Source organism: Pantoea sp. Cy-639 (genome assembly GCF_011752525.1).
Classification (GTDB): Bacteria; Pseudomonadota; Gammaproteobacteria; order Pseudomonadales; family Pseudomonadaceae; genus Aquipseudomonas.
In genome coordinates this window covers 45,978-69,852 of the sequence record NZ_VWXI01000012.1, presented here as the reverse complement: position 1 = coordinate 69,852, position 23,875 = coordinate 45,978, and the positions used below count along the sequence as shown (strand labels likewise).

The following is a 23,875-nucleotide window of genomic DNA, read 5'->3' as shown; positions in this document are numbered from 1 at the left end:
CCCCAGGTCTTCCTTCGGGGGCTGGGGCCGCGAAGAGAGGGAATGGGTCATGCAAGGGCAGGCCGCCAGTTGGACCGCGTTGTTCGCATCGATCGCCCGTGCCGCTCACCAAGTGCTGGACGGTCATCCCAAGTTGCTCGACGACCCCGTGGTGGTCGGGCTCGTGGAAGGCACCAGCGTGAGCGAAATTCGTGCACAGGCGGCACAGTTCGACACCCCGATGCAGCGTCTGGTGCGTTCTCTTTTTGTCCTGCGCAGCCGTTTCGTGGAGGACCGGCTGCGCGCCGCTGTCGAGTCGGGCGTCAAGCAGTACATCGTCCTGGGGGCCGGGCTGGACACTTTTGCTTATCGGCAGCCGCCCTGGGCGGCGCAACTGAGCATTATCGAAGTGGATCACCCGGCTTCCCAGGCGCGTAAACGCGACTACCTGAGCCGTGCCGGCGTGGCCGTTGCGGGGAATGTGAGTTTCTGCCCGCTAGACTTCGAGCGGGAAAGGCTGATGCAGGGGCTGCGCAGCAGTGACTTCGATAGTGCGCAGCCGGCGTTCTTTTCATGGCTGGGTGTTACCCAGTACCTGACGGGCACGGCCATCAAGGATGTGCTCGGCGAAGTGTCGAGCTGCGCTCCGGGGAGCGCTATCGCCTTGTCGTTCGTGCTTGCCGACGGCTTGCTCTCGGGCCTGGATGCACAGACGGGCAATCATTTTGCGGCATTGGCTCAAGGCCGAGGCGAGCCCTGGCTCAGTCGTCTGTCGCCGGAGCAGTTGCGGACCTGGTTGCATGCAGCTGGATTCGCTCGGGTACAGCATGCGCGACCTGAGGCGTTGCAACGGCACTACTATGGCAGGCGCACTGACGGCTTGACGGTGCCGGTGTTCGAGCAATTGATGGACGCTTGGCTATAGGGGCACGGCAGTTGCCTCTGCAAGCGGCTGGTCATTCCTCCTCGCGCTGCAGCACCATCAGCAGCAGCGACCGCCCCTTGACCTCGAACAGCGTGTCGAACGCCAGGTGCTGCGCCTTGCGCAACTGCGGCCGGTCGGTGTCCACCAGGCAGCTCCAGTAGTCGCCTTGCGGCACTGCCGGCAGCTTGAACGGCACCACGTCGTGGTAGGCGTTGACGACCAGCAGCATCGTCGCCTCGGCGCCGGGCCGGGCGATGCCGCTGACCTGGGCGCGGCCGTCCATGAGCATGCCCAGGCAGCGTCCGTGCGGGTCCTGCCACTGCTCGACGCTCATCTCGGTGCCGTCGGGGGCCAGCCAGGTGACGTCCTTGACCCCGATCGCCTCGTTGTAGTCGCCGACCAGGAACCGCGAGCGGCGCAGGATCGGGTAGGCCAGGCGCAGGCGGGTCAGGCGCTTGACGAAGGCCAGCAGGTCCTTGCCGTCCTGGTCCAGATCCCAGTTCACCCAGCCGATCTCGCTGTCCTGGCAGTAGGCGTTGTTGTTGCCGTGCTGGGTACGGCTGAACTCGTCGCCGGCGACGATCATCGGCGTACCCTGGGCCAGCAGCAGGGTGGCGAAGTAGTTGCGCATCTGGCGCATGCGCAGGGCGTTGATGTCCGGGTCGTCGGTGGGACCCTCGACACCGCAGTTCCACGACAGGTTGTTGTCGGTGCCGTCCTGGTTGTTCTCGTCGTTGTCCTCGTTGTGCTTGTCGTTGTACGACACCAGGTCGCGCAGGGTGAAACCGTCGTGGGCGGTGACGAAGTTGACCGAGGCATAAGGACGCCGCCCACGGTTGTTGAACAGGTCGCCCGAGGCGGTCATGCGCGAGGCGAAGTCGGCGAGCATGCCTTCGTCGCCCTTCCAGAAGCTGCGCACGGTGTCGCGGAAGCGGTCGTTCCACTCGGCCCAGCCGGGGGCGAAGTTGCCCACCTGGTAGCCGCCCGGGCCGCAGTCCCAGGGTTCGGCGATCAGCTTGACCTGGCTGAGCATCGGGTCCTGGCGACAGGCGACGAGAAAGCCGTGGCGCTCGCTGTAGCCGTCGTGGTAACGACCGAGGATGGTCGCCAGGTCGAAGCGAAAACCATCCACGTGCATCTCGCCGGCCCAGTAGCGCAAGGAGTCGGTGACCAGTTGCAGCACCCGCGGGTGGCTCAGGTCGAGGGTGTTGCCGGTGCCGGAATCGTTGATGTAGAAACGCTTGTCGTCGGGCATCAGGCGGTAGTAGGAGGCGTTGTCGATACCGCGCATCGACAGGGTCGGGCCGCGCTCGTTGCCCTCGGCGGTGTGGTTGTAGACCACATCGAGGATCAGCTCGAGCCCGGCGTCGTGCAGGTGCGCGACCATCTCCTTGAACTCGGCGATCTTGCCGCTTGCAAGGTAGCGCGGATGGGGGGCGAAGAAGGCGATGCTGTTGTAGCCCCAGTAGTTGTTCAGGCCCTTGTCCAGCAGGTGCTGGTCGTTGACGAAGGCGTGGACCGGCAGCAGCTCGATGCTGGAGACGCCAAGCTCCTTGATGTGTCCGAGCAGCTCGTCGTTGGCCAGGCCGGCGAAGGTGCCGCGCAGGTGCTCGGGCACCGCCGGGTGACGCATGCTGATGCCGCGGGCGTGGGCCTCGTAGAGGATGGTGCGCTCCCAGGGGATCTGCACGCGCTGGTCGCGGCCCCAGGTGAAGGCCGGGTCGATGACCTTGCACTTGGGCACGAAGGGCGCGCTGTCGCGTTCGTCGTAGGACAGGTCAGCGTCGGGGTGGCCGATGGTGTAGCCGAACAGCGCCTCGGACCATTTCAGGGTGCCCACCAGTTGCTTGGCATAAGGGTCGATCAGCAGCTTGTTGGGGTTGAAACGGTGGCCGTTCGCTGGCTCGTAGGGGCCGTGGACGCGATAGCCGTAGACCAGGCCCGGGTGGGCGTCGGGCAGGTAGCCGTGGTAGATCTCGTCGGTGTACTCGGGCAGTTCGATGCGCTCGAGTTCGTGCTCGCCGCTGGCGTCGAACAGGCACAGCTCGACCTTGCTGGCGTTGGCCGAGAACAGGGCGAAGTTGACCCCCAGACCGTCCCAGGTGGCGCCGAGAGGGAAGGGCAGGCCTTCGCGGATGCGCGAAGGGGCGACGGAGCGGGTTTTCTTCGGGGCATGGGAGCTCATGGCTGTTCTCCTGGGGCGTTGCCAGCATGAAACAAACCCTCGCGGGGCAAGCCCGCTCCCACGCAGCGCCCAGAGAACATCGAGCATCGGGTATCGGGGGCGCTGGTGTGGGAGCGAGCTTGTCCCGTGATGGGGTGGGACGGACTGGTGAAGTCTTCAGCCTCCTGCTGGCTTCTTCACCGCCCGGGGCTTTTTCACCGCTGCCGGCTTCTCGACCACTGCCGCCGGCTCCTTCGACCTGGCCGCCGGCTTCTTGCGCGGCGTGGCCTTGGGCGCCAGGGACTCGGCCTCGGCCAGCTTGCGCGCCATGTCCCAATGGCGCTCCTCCTGGCCGGCAGGCTTACCCTCCGATTCCCAGATCTGGTAGGCGAACTCGCGGATACGTTTTTCATCGACACTCATCACGACGCTCCTGAATGCGGTTAGGCATGATCGATCAACACATTGAGCGGAAACTCCGTCAGCACGGTGCGTAGCGTCAGCTCCCTTGAAGGGCTGACCGCACCGCCACCGAAAAGTCCCGAGCAGTTGGCAGGCGACAAGGCAAATGGCAGTAGCAGCCGGGTATCGTCCCAGTTCTGGGCCGGGATCATGGGGGTGACGGCATTGCCCAGCAGGGCGCTGGCCAGGCGCGGCACGACGACCACCGCGCGCTCGCCGTCGCCCAGGCGGGCGAACGCCAGCACCTTGTCGGCATGGCGCCCGCGCACCTCCAGCGGCAGGTAGGCCCCTCGACGGAACAGCTCCGGGTGGGCCTGGCGGCAGTCCAGCACCTGGGCTATCAGCGCCTGCTTGACGCGCCCGTCGCGCCAGTGGCCGAGCAGCTCGGCCACTGGCGCGCGCGCGTCCAGGCTGGCCCGTCGCGCCGGGTAGTCCACCGGGCGGCGGTTGTCCGGGTCGACCAGGGAAAAGTCCCAGTAGTCGGTGCCCTGGTACAGGTCCGGCACCCCCGGCGTGGTCATGCGCAGCAGACACTGGACCAGGCCGTTGAGCGCACCGGGGCAGGCCAGCTGACTTGCCGCCTGGTGCAGCGACAGGCGCAACTGCTGGTTCTGCTCATCCAGCAAGAGCCCGTCGACATAGCGCGCGCAGGCGCCCTCGTAGGCTTCGTTCGGTGCGGCCCAGCTGCTGCGCAGCTTGGCCTCGCGCAGGGCTTTCTGTAGCCATTGGCGGACACGCCCGGCAAAGGCCGCCAGGGCGTTGCGCTGATGCGGGTCGAGGTCCAGCGGCCAGCTGCCGAGCAAGGTCTGCCACAGCAGCAACTCGTCGCCGGGGCTTGGGGCCTCGCCGTCATGCAGCCCTTCGCGCAGTGGCGCTGCCAGTTCGCGCCAGTGCTCGACGCGACTGGCCAGCCAGGGGCCACGTTCGCTCAGCACGGCCAGCCGCGCACGGCAGTCCTCACCGCGCTTGTGGTCATGGGTGGCGGTGGCCAGCAGGTTGTCGGGGAAGTCACACAGGCGGCGCTGCGCTTGATTGTGGAACCACGCCGGATCGGCACTGAAACGCTCTGCCGCGAAGCCGACGTCGTTGCGCGACAGCAGGCGCCCAGAGCGGTAGAACGCGGTGTCCTCGACTGCCTTGGCCGCCGTGGGCGCGGTCAGTTGCTGGAAACGCACGCAGGCATGGCGCAGGTGCTTGCGCGGCCGGCCCGGTGGCATTCGGCGCCAGGGCTGGCCGCCGAGCCAGCGCTCGAGCTGCCCGAGCAGTGGCCAGTCGGCTTCGGCCAGCGATTGCCGGGCGCCGGCCAGCGCCTGCTGGAACCACGCTTCGTCCTCGGCGGGGCGGCCACAGGCATTGATATAGGTGCGGTACACCGGATAGTGCTCGACCAGCGCCTGCAACGCCCGGCGAATCGCGCCCAGGGTCAGGTCGCGCGTCATCAGGTCGTCGCGGGCCACTTGCAGCAGGGCCTGGGCCACCGACTCGCAGTCGCCGGCGAGGCTGGCGTTGAGGACCAGGTGGCGGGCGCTGCGCACTTCCTCGGCAAAGTCCGGGCGTTCGCTGAGGCTGCCCCACAGCTCGGTCAGGGGCGCTTCGCCCGCCGGGTCATGCTGCAGCAGCGACACCTGGTTCATGAACTCGTAGCCGGTGGTGCCGTCGGTGAGCCAGTCGCGGTGCAGCTGTTCGTCGGCGCCGAGGATCTTCTCGACGTAGAGGGGGAAATGCTCCAGCGCCGCGGACAGGGGGCGCCTGGCCAGCAGTCCCTCGACCCGCCGGCGCAGGTTGCGGCAGTAGCGGCGCGGGTCGGCCAGACCGTCGATATGGTCGATGCGCAAGCCGTCCACCAGGCCGCGCTCGATGAGCTCGAACAGCTTGGCGTGGGTCGCTTCGAACACCGCCGCGCGCTCCACCCGCAGGCCGCCGAGCTCGTTGATGTCGAAGAACCGCCGCCAATTGATGTCATCGGCGGCGGTGCGCCAGCTGGCCAGGCGATAGGTCTGGCGTTCGAGCAGCAGGTGCAGGCTCTTGAAACCCGCTGGTGCACGGCTGTCGAAGGCGGCCAGGGCACTCGCCACGCTGGCTCCGGCCGCCACCAGGCGCGCCAGCGCGTGGTGCAGCGCCAGGGCCTCGGCCAGTGGCGCGCTAGCCTCGTGCAGTGCGCCGAACTGCTGGGCCAGGGTGTGCAGGCGCGGGTCCTCGGCCTGGCCGAGGATGCGCCCGTAGTCCAGTGGGCAGATCGGGAAGCGGTGTTCGTGGTGGGCGACTTCGAATACGCCTTGCGCCGCGTCGAAGGTCAGTGGGATCTCGCCGTTCTGCAAGGCCACGCCATAGTCGCAGCCCAGGAATGGCAGCAGCAACTGGCCGGCCAGCAGCGGGTCGCTGGAGTGCCACTGGATATCGAAGAACTCGGCGTAGGGGCTGCGTCGTCCCCAGGCCAGCAGGCTCTGCCACCAGGGGTTGTCGGCACCGCCCACGGCCATGTGGTTGGACACGGTGTCGAGGATCAGCCCCATGCCGTGCTGGCGCAAAGCGGCCACCAGCCGTTCCAAGGCCGCTTCGCCGCCAAGTTCGGGGTTGACCCGGGTCGGGTCGACCACGTCGTAGCCATGGCGCGAGCCGGCGCGGGCAGTGAGGATCGGCGAGGCATAGACATGGCTGATGCCCAGGCGGGCGAAGTAAGGTACCAGCGCTGCCGCGTGGTCGAGGGTGAAATCACTGTGCAGTTGCAGGCGCAAGGTCGCGGTCAACGGCTTCATCGGTCACGCTCCCAGGCCTGCTCGCGGGCCTGGGCCAGCAGTTCCAGGCGCCGCGCCGCGTCCTCGTCGTCGAGCAGCTCGCCGACCTGGGCCTTGAAGCGCCGCCGCCAGTTGGGATGGCCGCTGGTGGTGCCGGGCAGGTTGGCTTGTTCGTCGCAGCCCAGCAGATCCTCCAGCGGTACCAGCACCAGCGGCGCGCGGGTATGCCCGACATAGCGGATCGCCGCATCGAGCAGCGCGCGGTCGTCGGCCTGCGGGCCGTAGTTCAGCTCCAGGGTGCGGCGCAGGCCCGCGCGCTCCAGTGCCCGGGTGTGGCGCCAGTGCAGCTCGGCGGCGGTGTCGACCAGTTGCAGGCGATGGCTCCAGTCGATATCGCGGCCGATCAGCCAGCCGGCCAGCGGTGCCAGGTCGTGGGTGCCGGTGGTGGCCAGGGCGTTGTCCGGCCAGTCCAGGATCGGCGTGAAGTGGCCGGGTGATGGCTGCTCGAACGGCAACACGCGCATGCCCAGCACCGCCTTGGCGGCCAGGCGTTCACGCAGGCCCTCGGGCACGGTGCCGAGATCCTCGCCGAGAATGATCGCCTGGTGCCGGGCTGACTCCAGGGCCAGCAGGCGCAGCAGGTCGTCCAGCGGGTAGTCCAGGTAGGCGCCTTCGCTGGGCTTGCAGCCCTGCGGGATCAGCCACAGGCGGCGCAGGCCCATCACATGGTCGATGCGCAGGCCGCCGGCATGGGCCAGGTTGGCCCGCAGCATCTCGATGAAGGCGCGGTAGCCATTGCGCCGCAGGCCCTCTGGCGAGAAGGCGCAGATTCCCCAGTCCTGCCCGGCGCGGTTGAGGATGTCGGGCGGCGCGCCGACCTTGAGCCCGGCCAGCAACTCGTCCTGGCGGCTCCAGGCCTGGCTGCCGGCGCCGTCGGCACCGACCGCCAGGTCGGCGATCAGGCCGATCGCCATGCCGCTGCCGCGCGCGGCATCTTGGGCCCGCTGCAGGCTGCGTTCGCACAGCCACTGGCAGAAGGCGTGGAATTCCACGCGGTCTGGATAGGCGTTGGCCAAGGCTTGCACCTCGGGGTGGCACGGGTCGCGCCAGGCGGGCGGCCAGTGGCGCCAGTCGGCACCCAGGCCGTTGCCCAGCGCTTCGGCTTGCAGCATCTCGAAGCGGCAGTGGTGCTCCAGTGGCTCGCCACCCGCCGCGCGAAAGCTGTCGAAGTCATCGCGTAGGGGATGTGGGCTGTGGCGGAAGTCGTGGTACAGCGCTTCGAGCAGGCGCCGGTGGGCGGCGGCGGCGCCTGGCCAGTCCACCAGCGCTTGCTGCTCCAGTTGCTCCAGGGGCAGCGCCAGGTCGCAGGTCTCGATGGCCATGCGCACCGCGCGCTCACCAAGCACGGCCTCAGGGCTGGCATAGAGCACGTTGAGTCGCAGTCGGCTGGACGGCGAGTAGGGGCTGTAGTGCTGCTGACCGAAGGCCGACAGGGCATGGATCGGGCTGATCGCCAGGGCATCGGCGCCGCGCTCGGCGGCGCTGCGCGCCAGTTGCTCCAGGGCCAGGCAGTCACCGTAGCCGCCGTCGCCGGGGCGGCGCAGGCTGTACAGCTGTACCGAGAGGCCCCAGCAACGTGGTGGCGGCTGTTCGACCAGGTCCTGCAGCGCGTGGCAGCGGGGTGGAGCCACGGCCACGCTGAGCCGGCGCCCGTCGATGTCCAGGCGGTGATAGCCCAGGGGCAGCTCGCCCGGCAGGTTGGCGTGTTCATCCAGGGTCAACAGGCACTCGGCGCCGTCTTCCAGCATGCAGCGGGCTTGGGCGCCAGCGTTGAAATAGCGACGCAGGTCCAGTGGCTGGCCGAGGTCGACGGTCAGCAGCGCAGGCAAGTGCTCGCTGTCCTCGGCCTGCTCGACGGCCTGCAGGCTGCTGGCGATGGCGGTGTCGTTCTCGGCGGGATGGCCAAGGCCGGCGAGCACCTGGCGCAGCACGCTGTCGCTGACCTGCTGGGGACGGTTGCTGGCGTCGATCCAGTCGCGGGCCAGGCCAATCCGGGCGGCCAAGCGGTGCAAGGGCTGTTCGCTCATGACGGCTCCTGTTCGGGGGGCAGCCGGCTGACCACGCAGCTGTGGGCGGCCAGGACCGAGTCGGGGTGGGCGCTGTCGCTGCTGTCGTACAGGCGGCGCGTGAGAGCGGGCAGGGCGACGGACTGGGGGTGCTCGCCGAGATTGAGGTCGATGCGCAGCTCACTGCCGTCGCCCAGGCGCCAGCGCGCGGTCAGGGCCTTGTCGCCGATGGCCTCGGCGCCCAGGGCGCGGGTGCCGGGCAGTTGCGGGATCACCTGGCGCTGGCGCAGGTCGAGCAGGTGCTGGTACAAGCCGTGCCAGCCGGCCAGCACGTCCTTGTGTTGGGGCCTCGAGGTCTCGAAGGTGGCCGCGGCGTTGGGGTCGGGGATCTGCTCGCGCTTGTCGGGGGCGGCGAAGGCGTCGAAGTGGGCGAACTCGCCGCGGCGTCCTTCGCGCACCGCATCGGCCAGGTTGTCGTGGAAGTCGGTGAAGAACAGGAATGGCTTGCGGCAGCCATCATCGTCACCCATGAACAACAGCGGGATCATCGGTGCCAGCAGCAACAGGCCGGTGGCGGCCTTCAGCGCCGCTGGCGGGCACAGGCGGGAGAGGCGCTCGCCCAGGGCGCGGTTGCCGATCTGGTCGTGGTTCTGCAGGAACAGCACGAAGGCGCTGGGTGGCAGGTGGCCGCTGGGCTGGCCGCGTGGCGTGCCGTGGCGGTCGGCCTGGCCCTGGAACACGAAGCCTTGCGCCAGGCAGCGTGCCAGCTTGTCGATGGGGCGCTCGCGGTAGTCCGTGTAATAGCCTTCGGTCTCACCGGTCAGCAGCACGTGCAGCGCATTGTGGCCGTCGTCGTTCCACTGTGCGTCGAAGCCTTGCTCCAGCAGCGTGGCCTGGTTGTGCTCGTTCTCCAATACCAGCCAGACCTGCCGCCCCGGCTCGACCGCAGCGCGTACCCGGCGGGCCAGTTCGACGAGAAAGTCCGGCTGGTCGATGGCGTGCACCGCGTCCAGGCGCAGGCCGTCGCAACGGTAGTCGCACAGCCACATAAGGGCGTTCTGGATGAAGTACTCGCGCACCTCGGCGCGGCGAAAGTCGATGGCGGCGCCCCAGGGGGTCTGGCGATCGTTGCGAAAGAACGGGCTGGCATAACGCGGCAGGGAGTTGCCGTCCGGACCGAAGTGGTTGTAGACCACGTCCACCAGCACCATCAGGCCCTGCCCATGGGCCTCGTCGACCAGTTCGCACAAGGCCTGCGGCGTGCCGTAGCTGTGCTGCGGGGCGAATGGCAGCACACCGTCGTAGCCCCAGTTGCGCTCGCCGGAGAACTGCCCCAATGGCATCAGTTCGATGGCGCTGATGCCCAGCCCGGCCAGGCGCGGCAGCACCTTGCACACGCCGCTGTAACCGTCGAGCAGGCCCACGTGCAACTCCTGGATCACCGCTTCGTGCCATGGCCGCCCCTGCCAGGCATGCCGCCACGGGTAGGCGCTGGTATCCACCAGTTCACTGGGGCCCTGCACGCCTTCGGGTTGGTAGCGCGAAGCAGGATCGGCCACGCGCAGTGCGTCATCGATGCAGAAGTGGTAGCGCTCACCCGTCTGGCAGGGGGCGACACCGCTATGCCAGCCGCCTTCCTGAGGCTGTAGCCGGACTGCCGGTTGCTGTTCGACTTCCACGCTCACGCTGCGCGCATCCGGGGCCCAGAGGGCGAAGCGCGCCGACGTGGCGTCCAGCGGTTGTGCGCCATGCCTGTGCATCTTCGGTTCCCCGCTCAGCAGTGGGTCAGTCGCGCCTGATGGACCAGGTCCTCGTACAGCCGGGCGTAAGGCTCCACCGCCTGGCACCAGTTGAAGGGCTGGGTCATCGACAGGCAACGCATGGCATTGAGCAGGTCTTTCTTGCCATAGACATAGAAGGCCCGGCGCAGCGCCTCGCGGTAGCTCTGCAGTGTCGAGTGGTCGAACAGGAAACCGGTGACGCCATTCTCGATGGTGTCGGCCAGGCCTCCGGTGTTGCGCGCCACCGGCAGCGAACCGAAGCGCTGGGCGTACATCTGGCTCAGGCCGCAGGGCTCGTAGCGCGAGGGCATGAGCAGGAAGTCGGAGCCTGCGAACATGCGCCGCGCGTCGGTTTCATCGAAGCCGATGCGCACGCCGATGCGGCCCGGATGACGCAGGGCCAGCTCGCGCATGGCCTGCTCCTCCTCAGGCTCGCCACGGCCGATGATGGCGATCTGGCCACCTTGCGCGACGATGTCGTCCGCCACGCCCAGGGTGAGGTCGAGGCCTTTCTGGTAGACCAGGCGCGAGACCACGGCGAACAGCGGGCCTGTGCTGGCGTCCAGGCCGAACAGCTCGCGCACCTGTTGGGTGTTGCGCGCCTTGCCTGCCCAGTCGTTGAGGCTGAAGTTGTGCATGAGGTGGCGGTCGGTGGCCGCGTCCCAGCTTTCGTCGATGCCGTTGGGGATGCCGCCGAGCAGTCCTTGCTGGGCCTTGCTGGCGAGGAAACCGTCGAGGCCGCAGCCGAATTCGGGGGTGGTGATCTCGCGGGCGTAGGTGGCGCTGACCGTGGTGATGTGGCTGGCATAGGCCAGGCCGGCCTTGAGGAACGACAGCTTGCCGTAGAACTCCATGCCTTCCTGTTGCATGGCATGGTCGGGGATCGCCAGTTCCGGACTGCAGCCGCGGCTGCAGACGCCCTGGTAGGCGAGGTTGTGGATGGTGAACAGGGTCGGTGTGCGCAGGCCGCGCCAGTGCATGTAGGCCGGGGCCAGGCCGGCCGGCCAGTCATGGGCGTGGACCAGGTCCGGGCGCCAGTGGGCCATGCCTTCGCCGGCGGCGATTTCTGCCGCGGCCAGGCCCAGGCGGGCGAAGCGGATGTGGTTGTCCGGCCAGTCGCGGCCGTTGTTGGCGCCGTAGGGGGTACCGTCGCGCTGGTACAGCTCGGGGCAGATCAGCACGTAGATCACCAGGCCGTCGGCCAGGTCCATGCGACCGATCCGGCAGGGTGGCAGCGCGGCATGGCCGCCAAGCTCGCCGACGATATGGATCGGGTTGTCGCTTTCGATCACCTGGCGGTAGCCGGGGATCAGCACCCGCACGTCATGCAGGTGGCCCAGGGCACGGGGCAGGGCCGCGGAGACGTCGCCCAGGCCGCCGGTCTTGACCAGGTCGGCGATTTCCGCAGTGACGAACAGGATCTTGCGCCTGTTCGGATTGTGCTGGTGCTGGGTACCGGGTGCCTTGGCTGTCGGGGGGAGCGGCGTCTGCAGCGGCTTGCGGTTATCCGGGTTGAATGACTCTGCGTGAGGTTCGACAGCGGCACTGATCATACGTCTCTCCGTCCCTTGTGTTGGCGGGGTGCTTTGCGTTGGCTCGTTCTGGTTCTCTCTGTGTCCGGTTGTGCATCTTCGTAGTGCGTTCCTTGCCCCATTTGTGTGCGCGCAGGCACTGTACGCCTGGCTCTCCGGCCTATAGGCGTTTGGACTGGTTGGGGTGGGCGGGCCGAGCGAGAGGGTGTCTCTTGGCAATGGCCTACTTAGTTCATGACCCGCCCGTGTTTCGGAAAGTTCGACTTTTTTACGCCGCTTTTTCCGAGCAAATTGCGGGCCGAATCTGGAGTGTAGGAGACGTCGCGGCATTTAGTGACCTGGTGGTCACTTTTTGCTGGCCGTTCGTCCTGGGGGGGCTGTGGGTGTTCGCCGGGAGAGGGGTGGCGCTTATGAGATCGAGCGCCGCCCGCGCGGCGCATCGCAGGCTGGCGCCTGCTCCCACATCTGTTTCGGGCCAATTACTCCTTTGGGATTATCGGCGCCTGCCCTGGTGCAGGTCTTAGACGCTTGTGGGAGCAGGCGCCAGCCTGCGATGCGTCGTTTGCCCTGGTGCAGGTCTTAGACGCTTGTGGGAGCAGGCGCCAGCCTGCGATGCGTCGTTTGCTCTGGTGCAGGTCTTAGACGCTTGTGGGAGCAGGCGCCAGCCTACGATGCGTCGTTTGCCCTGGTGCAGGTTCTTAGACGCTTGTGGGAGCAGGCGCTAGCCTGCGATGCGTCGTTTGCCCTGGTGCAGGTCTTAGACGCTTGTGGGAGCAGGCGCCAGCCTGCGATGCGTCGTTTGCCCTGGTGCAGGTCTTAGACGCTTGTGGGAGCAGGCGCTAGCCTGCGATGCGTCGTTTGCTCTGGTGCAGGTCTTAGACGCTTGTGGGAGCAGGCGCCAGCCTGCGATGCGTCGTTTGCCCTGGTGCAGGTCTTAGACGCTTGTGGGAGCAGGCGCTAGCCTGCGATGCGTCGTTTGCCCTGGTGCAGGTCTTAGACGCTTGTGGGAGCAGGCGCCAGCCTGCGATGCGTCGTTTGCTCTGGTGCAGGTCTTAGACGCTTGTGGGAGCAGGCGCTAGCCTGCGATGCGTCGTTTGCTCTGGTGCAGGTCTTAGGCGCTTGTGGGAGCAGGCGTCAGCCTGCGATGCGCCGCGCGGGCGGCGCTCGATCTGACAGCCCCTGCAAGACTATCGGCGTTCAGCACCTGTGCCAGCCTGTTGCAACAGGCTATTCAGCTGGGCCACCTGCTGACGCAACTGGTCACGCTCTTCTTTCAGTTGGCGCAACTCGTCACGACGCACGGTGACATAGAGGGTCTGGGTGGGAGTGGCAGGCATCAGGGTACCCATGTGCACACCTCGCGGTTCTGGCTGGTGACAAGAAAAAAGCGTAGTCGCTTCGCGCGGCGCGCATTCTGAATTCTTTGCAGGCCCTTGGGAACTTTTTTGTTTATCGTTGTCACCCCGTTCGTCGGTGAACCCTCCGGCGCAACGCTGGACTAATCTGAAATCTTCAATTGTTGTCATCCAAATCCAAGGGGAGCGTCGGCACATGCAACTGGGAATCATCGGGCTGGGCCGCATGGGCGGCAATATCGCACGGCGCCTGATGCGCGCAGGCCATCGCACCGTGGTCCACGATCGCAGCCGCGAGGCGATCATGACCCTCGAAGGCGAGGGCGCCCAGGGGGCCCACGACCTCGGTGCGCTGGTGCAGAAGCTCAAGGCGCCACGCGCGGTCTGGGTAATGCTGCCGGCGGGCGAGCCCACCGAGCAGACCATCGCCCAACTGGCCGAGATGCTCGAGCCGGGCGATGCGATCATCGATGGCGGCAATACCTTCTACAAGGACGACATGCGCCGCGCTGCCGAGCTGGGCAAGCGTGGCCTGCACTACCTCGACGTCGGTACCTCCGGTGGCGTGTGGGGCCTGGAGCGCGGCTACTGCATGATGATCGGCGGCGAAAAGCCCGTGTTCGAGCGCCTGGAGCCGCTGTTCAAGGCCTTGGCCCCCGGCGTCGGCGACATTCCGCGGACCCAGGGTCGCAGCGGCGAGCATCAGCGTGCCGAGCACGGCTACATCCATGCCGGTCCCCCCGGCGCCGGCCACTACGTGAAGATGATCCACAACGGCATCGAGTACGGCCTGATGCAGGCCTATGCCGAAGGCTTCGACCTGTTGCGCAGCAAGGGCGGCGATGAACTGCCGGAAGACCAGCGCTTCGATCTCGATGTCGCCGAGATCGCCGAGGTCTGGCGCCGTGGCAGCGTGGTCACCTCGTGGTTGCTGGACCTGACCGCCGACGCCTTGGTCGCCGACCCGCAACTCAACGACTTCAGCGGCTCGGTGTCCGACAGCGGCGAAGGCCGCTGGACCATCGACGCCGCTGTCGAGCAGGCGGTGCCGGTACCGGTGCTGTCGAGCGCGCTGTTCGCCCGTTTCCGTTCGCGCCAGCAGCAGGGCACCTACGGCGACAAGATCCTGTCCGCCATGCGCCTGGGCTTTGGCGGCCACGTCGAGAAGAAGGCCCCATGAAATCGTCGAGCATCCCTGCTGCGCCGCCGTGCACGCTGTTTCTGTTCGGTGCCAACGGTGACCTGGTCAAGCGCCTGCTGATGCCGGCGCTGTACAACCTCGGCCGTGACGGGCTGCTCGACCGTAACCTGCGTATCGTCGGGGTCGATCACAACCCGGCCACGGCAGCGCAGTTCGCCGAACGCCTGCATGGTTTCATGCAAGACCGCGACACAGGCGGCGAGGGCGCGGCCAAGTGCCTGGACGAGAAGCTCTGGGCACGCCTGGCCAAACGCCTGGACTACCAGACCGGTGACTTCCTCGATCCGCAGACCTACCAGGCGCTGGCCCGGCGCATCGGCAAGACCAGCCATGGCAACGCCATCTTCTACCTGGCCACTTCGCCACGCTTCTTCCCGGAGGTGGCAAAGCGCCTGGGCGAGGCGGGCCTGCTCGACGAGTCGGCAGGTGGTTTTCGCCGGGTGGTGGTGGAAAAGCCTTTCGGCACCGACCTGGCCAGCGCCGAGGCGCTCAATGCCTGCCTGCTCAAGGTGATGAGCGAGCGGCAGATCTATCGCATCGACCATTACCTGGGCAAGGAGACGGTGCAGAACATCCTGGTCAGCCGGTTCTCCAACGGCTTGTTCGAGTCGTTCTGGAACAACCACTACATCGACCATGTGCAGATCACAGCGGCCGAGACGGTCGGTGTCGAGACCCGCGGTGCTTTCTATGACAGCACTGGCGCCCTGCGCGACATGGTGCCCAACCACCTGTTCCAGTTGCTGGCGATGGTCGCCATGGAGCCCCCGGCGGCCTTTGGCGCCGATGCCGTGCGTGGCGAGAAGGCCAAGGTGATCGGTGCCATTCGGCCCTGGTCGCAGAAGATGGCCCTGAAGCACTCGGTGCGTGGCCAGTACGCCGCCGGCAAGCAGGGGCGGCGCAAGCTCGTCGGCTACCGTGACGAACCCAATGTCGCGGCCGACAGCCGTACCGAGACCTATGTCGCGCTCAAGGTGATGATCGACAACTGGCGCTGGGCGGGGGTGCCGTTCTACCTGCGCACCGGCAAGCGCATGAGCGTGCGCGACACCGAGATCGCCATCTGCTTCAAGCCCGCGCCGTACGCGCAGTTTCGTGAAAGCGAGCTGGAACGGCCCAAGCCCAATTACCTGAAGATCCAGATCCAGCCCAACGAAGGCATGTGGTTCGACCTGCAGGCCAAGCGTCCGGGGCCGGAGCTGGTGATGGAGAACGTCGAGCTGGGTTTCGCCTACAAGGACTTCTTCAAGATGGCCCCGGCGACAGGGTACGAGACGCTGATCTACGACTGCCTGACCGGGGACCAGACCTTGTTCCAGCGGGCCGACAACATCGAGAACGGCTGGCGTGCGGTGCAGCCGTTCCTCGATGCCTGGGCCAGCGGGGCCGGGGAGGTGCACGCGTACCCGGCCGGCGAGGATGGCCCCGAGGCGGGAGACGAGCTGCTGGCGCGGGACAAGCGCGAGTGGCACACGTTGGGGTGATGTTGCCAGCAGGCACGTCCCGAGCTCCGCCGTTGCAGTACGGCGGAGGTTTTCAGCCGTGTCCTACAAGGTGAATGACAGCGCCGAGAACACCATCCCGCCACTGCCCGCCCAGCCCATGCAGAACTGCCCTTTCTCGGCCTCGCCCCGGCTCATGGCATCAAAAATGCCAAAGGGAATGGACGCGGTAATGATGTTGCCGGTCCGGTGTCCGACATGATGCAACTTGTGATCTATGCCGATCATCTGGCCAATATGCTCCCACATCTTTGGCGAGCCAGTATGGATGAATACTTTATGCACGTCGTCTGCAGAAAGCTTCTGCATGTTGAATACTTTTATCGCTTCGTTTCGACCATCTTCGTGCAAGGCGGCGGCATAGGAGTTGAATTGATACTGTCCGCCCGTTGGCGCAATTCGCTCGATGTCCTCTTCGTTGCAGAATAGTTTCCAGTCCGGCAGGGAAATCGTCGACAGATCACTCAGGTCGGGCCTGTTGATATAGGAGAACTTGAAGTTTCCGGATGCCTCATTGCTGAGGATAGTGACCGTGACAGCTTCGCCGATGGTAAAGCTTGGGAACTTGTAAGCCAGTTCAGCCGGCGACTGCAGCGAGAAGTTCTTGGGCATGACCGGCCCGCCAGCCGACATGCCAAACTCCATGTTGACGATGGCGGCGTAGCGGATTTCACCCGCTTGCATCTTGCTGTTGATGACGTCCATGGCCGTGACCCAGCCGTTGCAGGCATCGACGACATCGAAGTTCCGGCAGCGCAGGCCCAGTGCCTTGGCGATGAAGGTACTGTTGGCGGGCTCGATGAAGCCACGGGTGACGTTAGGGTAGAGCAACAGGTCAAGGTCGGCCTTGCTGATATTGGCCTGAGCCAGCGCGGCGTCGAACGCCGCCTCCATCAATTGCATCGGCGTCTCGTCCGCGGCCAGCCAATGACGTGTGCCACTGCCACTTTTTTCCAGCAACTTGCCAATGGTCTTCAAGGTTTTCGGCAAGTCATCCTGGAAGGTGTCTTTGGAGTGCTCTTCAACCAGGTTGATGATCTCCTGGTTGTTGACGCAACGCGAAGGCAGTATTCCGGATAGTCCGATGATTTTCATATAACTTCCTTGTTGATAGTATTGATCCAGCTCAATGTTTTTTTACATTGGCAGAGGCGTTCTCATCCTTGCAAGTAGCCGCTGGCCAATACTTCTAGCACAAAAAAATAGCAAAGCAAGTTTGTTGAGGAAGTTCTTGTGCGTCGCTGCTGGAGCGTTTGTCGAAGCGTGCGCCCTTATCTGTATCAAAAGGTTTCTCGTACACTCAATTGCAATCAAAGTGTCGAGGGCTGAACCGTTTAATGGTCATCGAAGTTGAGCGCGAGTGGTCATCTGAGGGGCGGGTCATGTTGCTCGATGACGAGCTGTTCGAAGATCGCGCGCCATCAATGACAAGGTGAGCTTTGCCCGGCATCGACCATGCCCAACACTGATGGCACGTCAGCGGAACCGGTGATCGCTCTTCGGCATCCAACCTCCAGTACCCTGTCAGAGGTCCTGAGATGCCTGCCCACATCGAAGACTATGCCCTCATCGGCAACTGCCGCAGCGCCGCCCTGGTCAATCGCGACGGTGCTCTCGACTGGCTGTGCCTGCCGCGTTTCGACGCTCCCGCCGTGTTTGCCGCCTTGCTCGGCAACGAGGAGAACGGCCGCTGGCGTATCGCCCCCAGTGATCCCGTCGAACGCAGCACGCGCCGTTACCTCGATGACACATTGGTGCTGGAAACCACCTGGATCACTGCCAGCGGCCGCGCCCGGGTGCTTGACTGCATGCCCCTGGGCGAGCGCAATACCGTGCTGCGCATTGTCGAGGGCCTGGCTGGCGAAACCGCCTTCGAGATGGACCTGGTGTTGCGTTTCGACTATGGCCGCAGCGTGCCCTGGATCGAAAAGCTCGACCCGTTGACCCTCAGTGCCGTCGCCGGCCCCGACCGTCTGATCCTGCGCAGCAGCACCGAAGTCCATGGCCGCGACCATCACAGTGTTGCTCGTTTTCGTGTCCGTACAGGCGAGCGCCAGGTATTCAGCCTGAGCCACCAGCCTTCGCACCTGCCGCTGCTGCCTGGCAGCGACGCCGACCGCGACCTCGCGCAGACCATCGCCCAGTGGCAGGCGTTCGCCGCCCGCTGCCCCGAAGTCGGCCCCTACAGTAATCTGGTCCGCCGTTCGTTGCTGACCCTCAAGGCCATGACCTACGCCCCCACCGGTGGCATGGTCGCCGCGGTCACCACTTCACTGCCCGAGCGGCTCGGCGGCGAGCGCAACTGGGACTACCGCTACTGCTGGCTGCGCGATGCCACCATGACCTTGCTGGCGTTGATGAACCTTGGCTACTTCGACGAGGCCCAGGCCTGGCGCGAATGGCTGCTGCGCTCGGTGGCCGGCAATCCCGAGCAGATGCAGATCATGTACGGCCTGGCCGGCGAGCGCGACCTGCCGGAGTTCGACTTGCCCTGGCTGCCCGGCTATGAGCATTCGCAGCCGGTACGCGTCGGCAACGCCGCAGCCGGACAATTGCAACTGGATATCTACGGCGAGCTGGCCGATGCCATGAGCCAGGCGATCAAGGGCGGGCTGCCGCGCCATCCACGCAGCTCGGCCATCGCCCGGTTGATCCTGCCCTACCTGGAGAGTGTCTGGCGCGAGCCGGACGAAGGGTTGTGGGAGGTGCGAGGCGGGCGCCAGCAGTTCGTGCACTCCAAGGTCATGGCCTGGGTGGCCTTCGACCGCGCGGCGAGCCTGGCCGAGACCACCGAGGAAGACCGCGGGCGCGGGCAGCACTATCGGCAGGTGGCCGACGCCATACACCAGGAGGTCTGTGCGTACGGGCTGGATGCCGACGGCCAGTTTTTCGTCCAGGCCTACGGTTCCCGCGAACTGGACGCCAGCCTGCTGCAGATCGCCCTGACGGGCTTTCTGCCGGCGGATGACCCGCGCTTTCTGCGCACCCTGGCGCAGATCGAACGGCGCCTGCTGCGCAATGGCTTGCTGCTGCGCTATGACAGCGACAACTGCGGCGATGGCCTGACGCCGGGGGAGGGGACGTTCCTGGTGTGTTCGTTCTGGCTGACGGATGTCTATGTGCTGCTCGGTCGCAGCGATGAGGCGCGTGCGTTGTACGAGCGCCTGACCGGGTTGTGCAACGACCTGGGGCTGCTGGCCGAGCAGTACGATCCGCAGGCCAAGCGCATGCTGGGCAATTTCCCCCAGGCGTTCAGCCATATCGGCATCATCAACACGGCATTGAACCTGCACCGGGCCCAGTGTCCGTTGCGGGATCGGGCCAGAAGCGGCTAGCTGCATCCTGTTCGTGGCGGCTATGGCATGATCCCCGACCGGGCGAGCCTGTGCCGCCCGCTATCGACGCCCCGTCTCGACAAGGAACCTGCAATGACCTCCAGCCCGCCCAACGGCCTGCCGACCTATCGCCTGATCACGGGCAAGGACGACGCCAGCTTCTGCCAGCGAATTTCCGAGATCCTGGCCACCGGTTATCGGCTCTACGGTTCGCCCAGCGTGACCTTCGACAGCGCCAAGGGCCATGTAGTGGCCGCCCAGGCAGTGATCTGGCCGGGACACGCCGAGGGTTGATCGCGATGGGCCGGGCAGGCATGGACGTGCAAGGGCCTTCGTATCTGGTCGTGACGCATTGCGTCACACATGTTACTTTGCGCCATGTGACGCATGGGATCACACTCGCCGCTTCGCACTGAACGGATACGGTGTGCTCCCCATGATCATCAGCTTTCGCCACAAAGGCTTGCGCTTGTTCCACCAGACAGGCAACACCCGCGGTATCCATGCCGCCCACGCCCAGCGCCTGCGCCGGCAACTGCAGTTTCTCGACAGTGCCATGGTCGCCGATGACATGCGTGTGCCGGGCTGGCAGCTCCATCCGCTCAAGGGCGAGCACGCCGGCTTCTGGTCGCTCAGTGTGTCGGGCAACTGGCGGCTGGTGTTTCGTTTTGCGGCGGGCGATGTCGAACTGGTCGACTACCTCGACTATCACTGATCAGGAGGCCCCATCATGCCCATGCACAACCCACCCCACCCAGGGGAAACCTTGCGCGAGGACGTTCTGCCCGCGCTGGGCCTGACGGTCAAGGCGTTCGCTGCCCACCTGGGTTTCTCGCGTGAAGCGCTGTCCCGCGTGCTGCACGGCCGCGCAGCGGTGTCCCCGGACCTGGCGATACGCCTGGAAATGGCCGGCATCAGCAGCGCGCGGCAGTGGTTGACCATTCAGGTCGACTACGACATCTGGCAGGCGCGCCAGCGCCAGCAACCCGTGGTCAAGCGCCTGTTCCAGGCGGCCTGAATGCACGAAGCCCGGGGCACAGGCCCCGGGCTTCGTCGTTAACGCGAGCCTGGCGCGAACGTCAGGCGATGGCCTCGCGGCCGGTACTGGCGGCGCGGGTATGGCGCAGGGTCGGTATCAGGAAGGCGATGGCCAGCACGCAGGCACTCACCAGCAGCACGAAGCCACCGTCCCAGCCGAAGTGGTCGACGGTGTAGCCCATCGCCGCGCTGGCCGCGACCGAGCCGCCCAGGTAGCCGAACAGCCCGGTAAAGCCCGCGGCGGTGCCGGCGGCTTTCTTCGGGGCCAGCTCCAGGGCCTGCAGACCGACCAGCATCACCGGCCCGTAGATCAGGAAGCCGATGGCGAACAGGGCGATCATGTCCACGGTCGGGTTGCCCGGCGGGTTGAGCCAGTACACCAGGGTGGCGACGGTGACCAGGGCCATGAACACGATGCCGGTCAAGCCGCGGTTGCCACGGAAGATCTTGTCGGACATCCAGCCGCACAGCAGGGTGCCCGGGATGCCGGCCCACTCGTAGAAGAAGTACGCCCACGAGGTGGTGTCGACGCTGAAGTGCTTGGCTTCCTTCAGGTAGGTCGGCGCCCAGTCGAGCACGCCATAACGCAACAGGTAGACGAACACGTTGGCCAGGGCGATGTACCACAGCATCTTGTTGCGCAGCACGTACTGGACGAAGATCTGCTTGGCGCTGAACTCCTGCTCGTGGCTCTCGTCGTAGCCCTCGGGGTAGTCGTTCTTGTACTGCTCCACTGGCGGCAGGCCCACCGATTGCGGGGTGTCGCGCATGGCGGCGAAGGCGAACACCGCCACCAGCACCGCCACCGCGGCGGGTACGTAGAAGGCGGCGTGCCAGTCGTTGGTCCAGCCCAGGCCCAGCAGGAACAGCGGGCCGATCAGGCCACCGCCGACGTTATGGGCGACGTTCCACACCGACACCACGCCACCGCGTTCCTTCTGCGACCACCAGTGCACCATGGTCCTTCCGCTCGGTGGCCAGCCCATGCCCTGGGCCCAGCCGTTGATGAACAGCAGCACGAACATGATCGCCACGCTGGACGTGGCCCAATGCGCGAATCCGAAAATGAACATCACCCCGGCCGAGATCAACAGGCCGAAGGGCAGGAAGTAGCGGGGGTTGGAGCGGTCCGAAACCAGTCCCATGAGGAACTTCGACAGGCCGTAGGCAATGGCGATGGCGGAGATCGCCAGGCCCAGTTGGCCTCGGGTGTAGCCCTCTTCATCGATGAGGTAGGGCATGGCCAGGGAGAAGTTCTTGCGCAGCAGGTAGTAGCCCGCGTAGCCGAAGAAGATACCGGCGAAGATCTGCCAGCGCAGGCGTCGGTAGGTGCTGTCGACCTGTTCGTCGGGCAGCGGCGCCTGGTGCGCGGCAGGGCGGAAGAAGGCAAACATGTGAAGCTCCAAGCTTGTTATAGGTATGCGAAATCGAATTTTACATTTTCGTTAGGGAAAAAATATCGATTTTATCGGGATCGTCTGTTGGATTGCGAATATCGAAGGGCTGGCCGGGTATTGAACCCAGCGCCAGAGCGGGACGAGGGGGCGGGGCGGTGACAAGGGACTGTGCGCAGCATCTGTCGGGGAGAGGGGGCAGCGGTGTAATCGGGGATATCAGTCAGGCAGGGTCGCGCGCATCGCCACGGGGAGCCGCTCGTAGACCGAGGGCTCACCCGATGCGCGACCGGAAAAGACCCTACAGGGCGGCTGGGCGCGAGGTCTCCACACGCAGCACTTCGGTGTAGATCGCATCGACGGTCTGGTCGACCTTGAGGTCCTTCATGCGCGCCTGCAGTTCGGGCTTCTCGACCTTGACCACCTGCAGCTTGCCCTCAGGTGGCAGCAGGGTGACCTCGTGGCTGTCGAGGTCGATCTTCTTGATCTGCGAGGTCACCCGTACTTGGCGGAAGGCTTCGCCACCCGGGTTGGGGTTGTCCTTGGTGGCGCGGATGGTGCCCGATTCCTCGGTGGCCTTCGGCGCGCCGCCGACATCGGTGTCGAGCACGTAGGCCACGGCGCGGGTGACATAGATGTCGACCTGGTCGCCGACCTTGAGGTTGGGCAGGGCCTTGGCCTCCTCGCTGAGCTGGAAGGTCACGTCCTTGTCGTGGGGGCCGTTGACCGTGACCTGGCGGTTGGCCAGGTCGATCGCCGTCACCTGGGTGGTGACATGGCTTTCCAATGCCTCGCTGGCGATGGGCAGTTCGGCGGCGTGGGCGGCAAGGCTGGCGGCAGACACCAGCGAGGCGAGCGCGATGGCGCGGGCGAGGGAACGGGTTGGATGCATTGGCCTGTCTTCCTTGTGGTCGATAGCTGAAGTGGGTTTGCGAGGTGAAGCATAGCCACAGGTTGGCAGGTGTGGGGTGCGACCAATGGGAGCGTCTGTGCAGGCCCGCTCCCACATGATGCCTGGACTGGCGTGGGAGCGGGCTTGTCCCGCGAGGGTGACCTCAACGCATGTGCAGGATGATCGGGCTGCTGCTGGCCGGATCGGTATGTTCGCGCAACTTGGCCACCGCGCCAGGCGGCACCGCGCCGCCGTGGTTACCCCAGGCGGCCCGGGCAAAGCTCAGCACTGCGGCGATCTCCTGATCCGACAACTGCGTGCGGAACGCCGGCATGCGGTAGGCATCCGGTACACCTGCCGCGACGACGCGCTGCGAGCCATTGAGGGTGATGTTGATCGCCGAGGCGTCTTCCCTGGCCAGCATCGAGGTGGCGCCGGCCAGCGCTGGCATCCACGGGGCCTGGCCCTTGCCGTCAGGGCCATGGCAACTGGCGCAGCGGGTGGCATAGGTGTGCGCACCGGGCGCGTCCATCGGCATGCTGGTGGTCTGGTACTGCCAGGGCGCTCCATCGCGCTGCGGGTCGCCGGGCAGCGACTTGAGGTAACGGGCGATCGCCGCGAGGTCGTCGTCGCTCATGAACTGCGTGGAGTTGTTGAACGCCTCGGTCATCGAGCCATACACCACCGCATGCGGGTTACGCCCGGTCTTGAGGAACTGCACGATGTCCGGTTCGCTCCAGCGCCCGAGGCCGGTGTTGTGATCCTGGCGCAGGCTTGGCGCGTACCAGCCGTCGAGCAGGGCGCCGGCGAGGAACGGCGCACCGCTGTCGTCCAAGGCCTTTTCATTGAAGGCCAGGCCTCGCGGGGTATGGCAACTGCCGCAATGACCAGGGCCCTGGACGATGTAGGCGCCGCGATTCCACTGTGCATCCTGTCCGGGTTGCTGCGCATAGGGCGTGGCCGGGGCGAACAGGCCGTTCCACAAGGCGATGGGCCAACGCAGGTTCAGCGGCCAGGGAATGCCGCTGGGCAGGTTGGCTTGCGCGGCCGGTTGCACGCCCTTCATGAAGAACGCGTACAGGGCGCGCACGTCATCGTCGCTGAGCTTGGCATAGGACGGGTAGGGCATGGCCGGGTACAGCCGGCGCCCGCCGGGCGCCACGCCCTGGCGCAGCGCGCGGTCGAAGTCGGCCAGGCTGTAGGCGCCGATGCCGTGCTCGCGGTCCGGAGTGATGTTGGTGGCATGGATCGCCCCCAGCGGGGTCGCCATGGCCAGGCCGCCGGCGAACGGCGCCTGGCCCGGCAGGCTGTGGCAGGCCACGCAGTCGCTGAGCCGGGCCACATATTCGCCACGGCTGACCAGGGCATTGTCGGGGCCGTCCTGCACGGTGAAGGGCGAGGCCGGCTCACGGCTGACGTACCAGGCCAGCAGGCCCGCTGCAAGCAGGCACGGCAGGGCCAGCCAGCCCGCGGTTCTTGCGAATCGACGGTGGTTCATGGGCAGTCCTTGTCGT

Annotated in this window: 18 protein-coding genes; 7 read left to right on the top strand and 11 right to left on the bottom strand. The window is 66.1% G+C overall.

Annotated elements, in window-relative coordinates; all coding sequences use genetic code 11:
* Nucleotides 1-49: 49 nt before the first annotated feature.
* Nucleotides 50-904, top strand: a complete 855-nt coding sequence (locus tag F3J43_RS15780) for a class I SAM-dependent methyltransferase (RefSeq protein WP_166888256.1) — start codon at nt 50-52, stop codon at nt 902-904.
* Between the two features lie 31 nt (nt 905-935).
* Here F3J43_RS15780 and glgX read toward each other — a convergent pair whose 3' ends face one another.
* From glgX to F3J43_RS15745, 7 genes are all read right to left on the bottom strand, one after another.
* A complete protein-coding gene (glgX, locus tag F3J43_RS15775; protein WP_166888254.1) occupies nt 936-3,089 on the bottom strand; it encodes a glycogen debranching protein GlgX in 2,154 nt (717 codons plus the stop codon).
* Nucleotides 3,090-3,245: 156 nt separating this feature from the next.
* On the bottom strand, nt 3,246-3,491 hold the full coding sequence (locus tag F3J43_RS15770) for a DUF2934 domain-containing protein (protein ID WP_205297899.1): 246 nt from the start codon (nt 3,489-3,491) through the stop codon (nt 3,246-3,248).
* 20 nt (nt 3,492-3,511) lie between these two features.
* Nucleotides 3,512-6,286: a malto-oligosyltrehalose synthase gene (locus tag F3J43_RS15765; protein ID WP_166888248.1), complete on the bottom strand. Its 2,775-nt coding sequence runs from the start codon at nt 6,284-6,286 to the stop codon at nt 3,512-3,514.
* Entirely contained in the window at nt 6,283-8,352 is a 2,070-nt protein-coding gene (malQ, locus tag F3J43_RS15760; protein WP_166888245.1) for a 4-alpha-glucanotransferase, read from the bottom strand. The genes F3J43_RS15765 and malQ overlap by 4 nt, the downstream gene beginning before the upstream one ends.
* Nucleotides 8,349-10,091 (bottom strand): malto-oligosyltrehalose trehalohydrolase, encoded by a 1,743-nt coding sequence (gene treZ, locus F3J43_RS15755; RefSeq protein ID WP_166888242.1) that lies wholly within the window; start codon nt 10,089-10,091, stop codon nt 8,349-8,351. Before treZ ends, malQ begins: the two co-directional genes overlap by 4 nt.
* Nucleotides 10,092-10,105: 14 nt before the next feature.
* The gene (gene glgA / locus F3J43_RS15750) at nt 10,106-11,665 is read right to left on the bottom strand and encodes a glycogen synthase GlgA (RefSeq protein ID WP_166888239.1); all 1,560 of its coding nucleotides are present in this window, start codon (nt 11,663-11,665) and stop codon (nt 10,106-10,108) included.
* 1,166 nt (nt 11,666-12,831) lie between these two features.
* On the bottom strand, nt 12,832-12,993 hold the full coding sequence (locus F3J43_RS15745; protein WP_166888237.1) for a DUF6026 family protein: 162 nt from the start codon (nt 12,991-12,993) through the stop codon (nt 12,832-12,834).
* Nucleotides 12,994-13,195: 202 nt separating this feature from the next.
* Between F3J43_RS15745 and gnd the strand changes: the two genes are divergently transcribed.
* Together gnd and zwf are read left to right on the top strand one after the other, a co-directional pair.
* Nucleotides 13,196-14,179 carry a phosphogluconate dehydrogenase (NAD(+)-dependent, decarboxylating) gene (gene gnd, locus F3J43_RS15740; RefSeq protein WP_166888234.1) on the top strand — a complete coding sequence of 328 codons (984 nt, stop codon included), beginning with the start codon at nt 13,196-13,198 and terminating at the stop codon, nt 14,177-14,179.
* The gene (zwf, locus tag F3J43_RS15735; RefSeq protein ID WP_166888231.1) at nt 14,176-15,684 is read left to right on the top strand and encodes a glucose-6-phosphate dehydrogenase; all 1,509 of its coding nucleotides are present in this window, start codon (nt 14,176-14,178) and stop codon (nt 15,682-15,684) included. Before gnd ends, zwf begins: the two co-directional genes overlap by 4 nt.
* A gap of 63 nt (nt 15,685-15,747) precedes the next feature.
* Here the strand turns inward: zwf and F3J43_RS15730 are convergent, their stop codons facing one another.
* A complete protein-coding gene (locus F3J43_RS15730) occupies nt 15,748-16,797 on the bottom strand; it encodes a 3-oxoacyl-[acyl-carrier-protein] synthase III C-terminal domain-containing protein (RefSeq protein WP_166888228.1) in 1,050 nt (349 codons plus the stop codon).
* 443 nt (nt 16,798-17,240) lie between these two features.
* Here F3J43_RS15730 and F3J43_RS15725 point away from each other — a divergent pair, with 443 nt between their 5' ends.
* From F3J43_RS15725 to F3J43_RS15710, 4 genes are all read left to right on the top strand, one after another.
* Nucleotides 17,241-19,037 carry a glycoside hydrolase family 15 protein gene (locus F3J43_RS15725; RefSeq protein ID WP_166888225.1) on the top strand — a complete coding sequence of 599 codons (1,797 nt, stop codon included), beginning with the start codon at nt 17,241-17,243 and terminating at the stop codon, nt 19,035-19,037.
* Nucleotides 19,038-19,130: 93 nt separating this feature from the next.
* On the top strand, nt 19,131-19,331 hold the full coding sequence (locus F3J43_RS15720) for a DUF1737 domain-containing protein (protein ID WP_166888222.1): 201 nt from the start codon (nt 19,131-19,133) through the stop codon (nt 19,329-19,331).
* A gap of 142 nt (nt 19,332-19,473) precedes the next feature.
* The gene (locus F3J43_RS15715) at nt 19,474-19,752 is read left to right on the top strand and encodes a type II toxin-antitoxin system RelE/ParE family toxin (protein WP_166888219.1); all 279 of its coding nucleotides are present in this window, start codon (nt 19,474-19,476) and stop codon (nt 19,750-19,752) included.
* Nucleotides 19,753-19,767: 15 nt separating this feature from the next.
* Nucleotides 19,768-20,055 carry a HigA family addiction module antitoxin gene (locus tag F3J43_RS15710; protein ID WP_166888216.1) on the top strand — a complete coding sequence of 96 codons (288 nt, stop codon included), beginning with the start codon at nt 19,768-19,770 and terminating at the stop codon, nt 20,053-20,055.
* Between the two features lie 61 nt (nt 20,056-20,116).
* On the opposite strand, the gene glpT is transcribed toward F3J43_RS15710, so the two are convergent.
* The 3 genes from glpT to F3J43_RS15695 all read right to left on the bottom strand — a co-directional run bounded on the left by glpT (nt 20,117) and on the right by F3J43_RS15695 (nt 23,859).
* Nucleotides 20,117-21,469, bottom strand: coding sequence for a glycerol-3-phosphate transporter (gene glpT, locus F3J43_RS15705; protein WP_166888213.1), 1,353 nt, complete (start codon nt 21,467-21,469; stop codon nt 20,117-20,119).
* 301 nt (nt 21,470-21,770) lie between these two features.
* Entirely contained in the window at nt 21,771-22,361 is a 591-nt protein-coding gene (locus F3J43_RS15700; protein ID WP_166888210.1) for a hypothetical protein, read from the bottom strand.
* Between the two features lie 163 nt (nt 22,362-22,524).
* On the bottom strand, nt 22,525-23,859 hold the full coding sequence (locus F3J43_RS15695) for a c-type cytochrome (protein WP_166888205.1): 1,335 nt from the start codon (nt 23,857-23,859) through the stop codon (nt 22,525-22,527).
* Nucleotides 23,860-23,875 lie beyond the last annotated feature (16 nt).

Excerpts from the sequence above, each read along its gene's own strand:
- F3J43_RS15780 (WP_166888256.1), top strand. The coding sequence starts at position 50 with ATGCAAGGGCAGGCCGCCAGTTGGACCGCGTTGTTCGCATCGATCGCC.
- glgX (WP_166888254.1), bottom strand. The coding sequence starts at position 3,089 with ATGAGCTCCCATGCCCCGAAGAAAACCCGCTCCGTCGCCCCTTCGCGC.
- F3J43_RS15770 (WP_205297899.1), bottom strand. The coding sequence starts at position 3,491 with ATGAGTGTCGATGAAAAACGTATCCGCGAGTTCGCCTACCAGATCTGG.
- F3J43_RS15765 (WP_166888248.1), bottom strand. The coding sequence starts at position 6,286 with ATGAAGCCGTTGACCGCGACCTTGCGCCTGCAACTGCACAGTGATTTC.
- malQ (WP_166888245.1), bottom strand. The coding sequence starts at position 8,352 with ATGAGCGAACAGCCCTTGCACCGCTTGGCCGCCCGGATTGGCCTGGCC.
- treZ (WP_166888242.1), bottom strand. The coding sequence starts at position 10,091 with ATGCACAGGCATGGCGCACAACCGCTGGACGCCACGTCGGCGCGCTTC.
- glgA (WP_166888239.1), bottom strand. The coding sequence starts at position 11,665 with ATGATCAGTGCCGCTGTCGAACCTCACGCAGAGTCATTCAACCCGGAT.
- F3J43_RS15745 (WP_166888237.1), bottom strand. The coding sequence starts at position 12,993 with ATGGGTACCCTGATGCCTGCCACTCCCACCCAGACCCTCTATGTCACC.
- gnd (WP_166888234.1), top strand. The coding sequence starts at position 13,196 with ATGCAACTGGGAATCATCGGGCTGGGCCGCATGGGCGGCAATATCGCA.
- zwf (WP_166888231.1), top strand. The coding sequence starts at position 14,176 with ATGAAATCGTCGAGCATCCCTGCTGCGCCGCCGTGCACGCTGTTTCTG.
- F3J43_RS15730 (WP_166888228.1), bottom strand. The coding sequence starts at position 16,797 with ATGAAAATCATCGGACTATCCGGAATACTGCCTTCGCGTTGCGTCAAC.
- F3J43_RS15725 (WP_166888225.1), top strand. The coding sequence starts at position 17,241 with ATGCCTGCCCACATCGAAGACTATGCCCTCATCGGCAACTGCCGCAGC.
- F3J43_RS15720 (WP_166888222.1), top strand. The coding sequence starts at position 19,131 with ATGACCTCCAGCCCGCCCAACGGCCTGCCGACCTATCGCCTGATCACG.
- F3J43_RS15715 (WP_166888219.1), top strand. The coding sequence starts at position 19,474 with ATGATCATCAGCTTTCGCCACAAAGGCTTGCGCTTGTTCCACCAGACA.
- F3J43_RS15710 (WP_166888216.1), top strand. The coding sequence starts at position 19,768 with ATGCCCATGCACAACCCACCCCACCCAGGGGAAACCTTGCGCGAGGAC.
- glpT (WP_166888213.1), bottom strand. The coding sequence starts at position 21,469 with ATGTTTGCCTTCTTCCGCCCTGCCGCGCACCAGGCGCCGCTGCCCGAC.
- F3J43_RS15700 (WP_166888210.1), bottom strand. The coding sequence starts at position 22,361 with ATGCATCCAACCCGTTCCCTCGCCCGCGCCATCGCGCTCGCCTCGCTG.
- F3J43_RS15695 (WP_166888205.1), bottom strand. The coding sequence starts at position 23,859 with ATGAACCACCGTCGATTCGCAAGAACCGCGGGCTGGCTGGCCCTGCCG.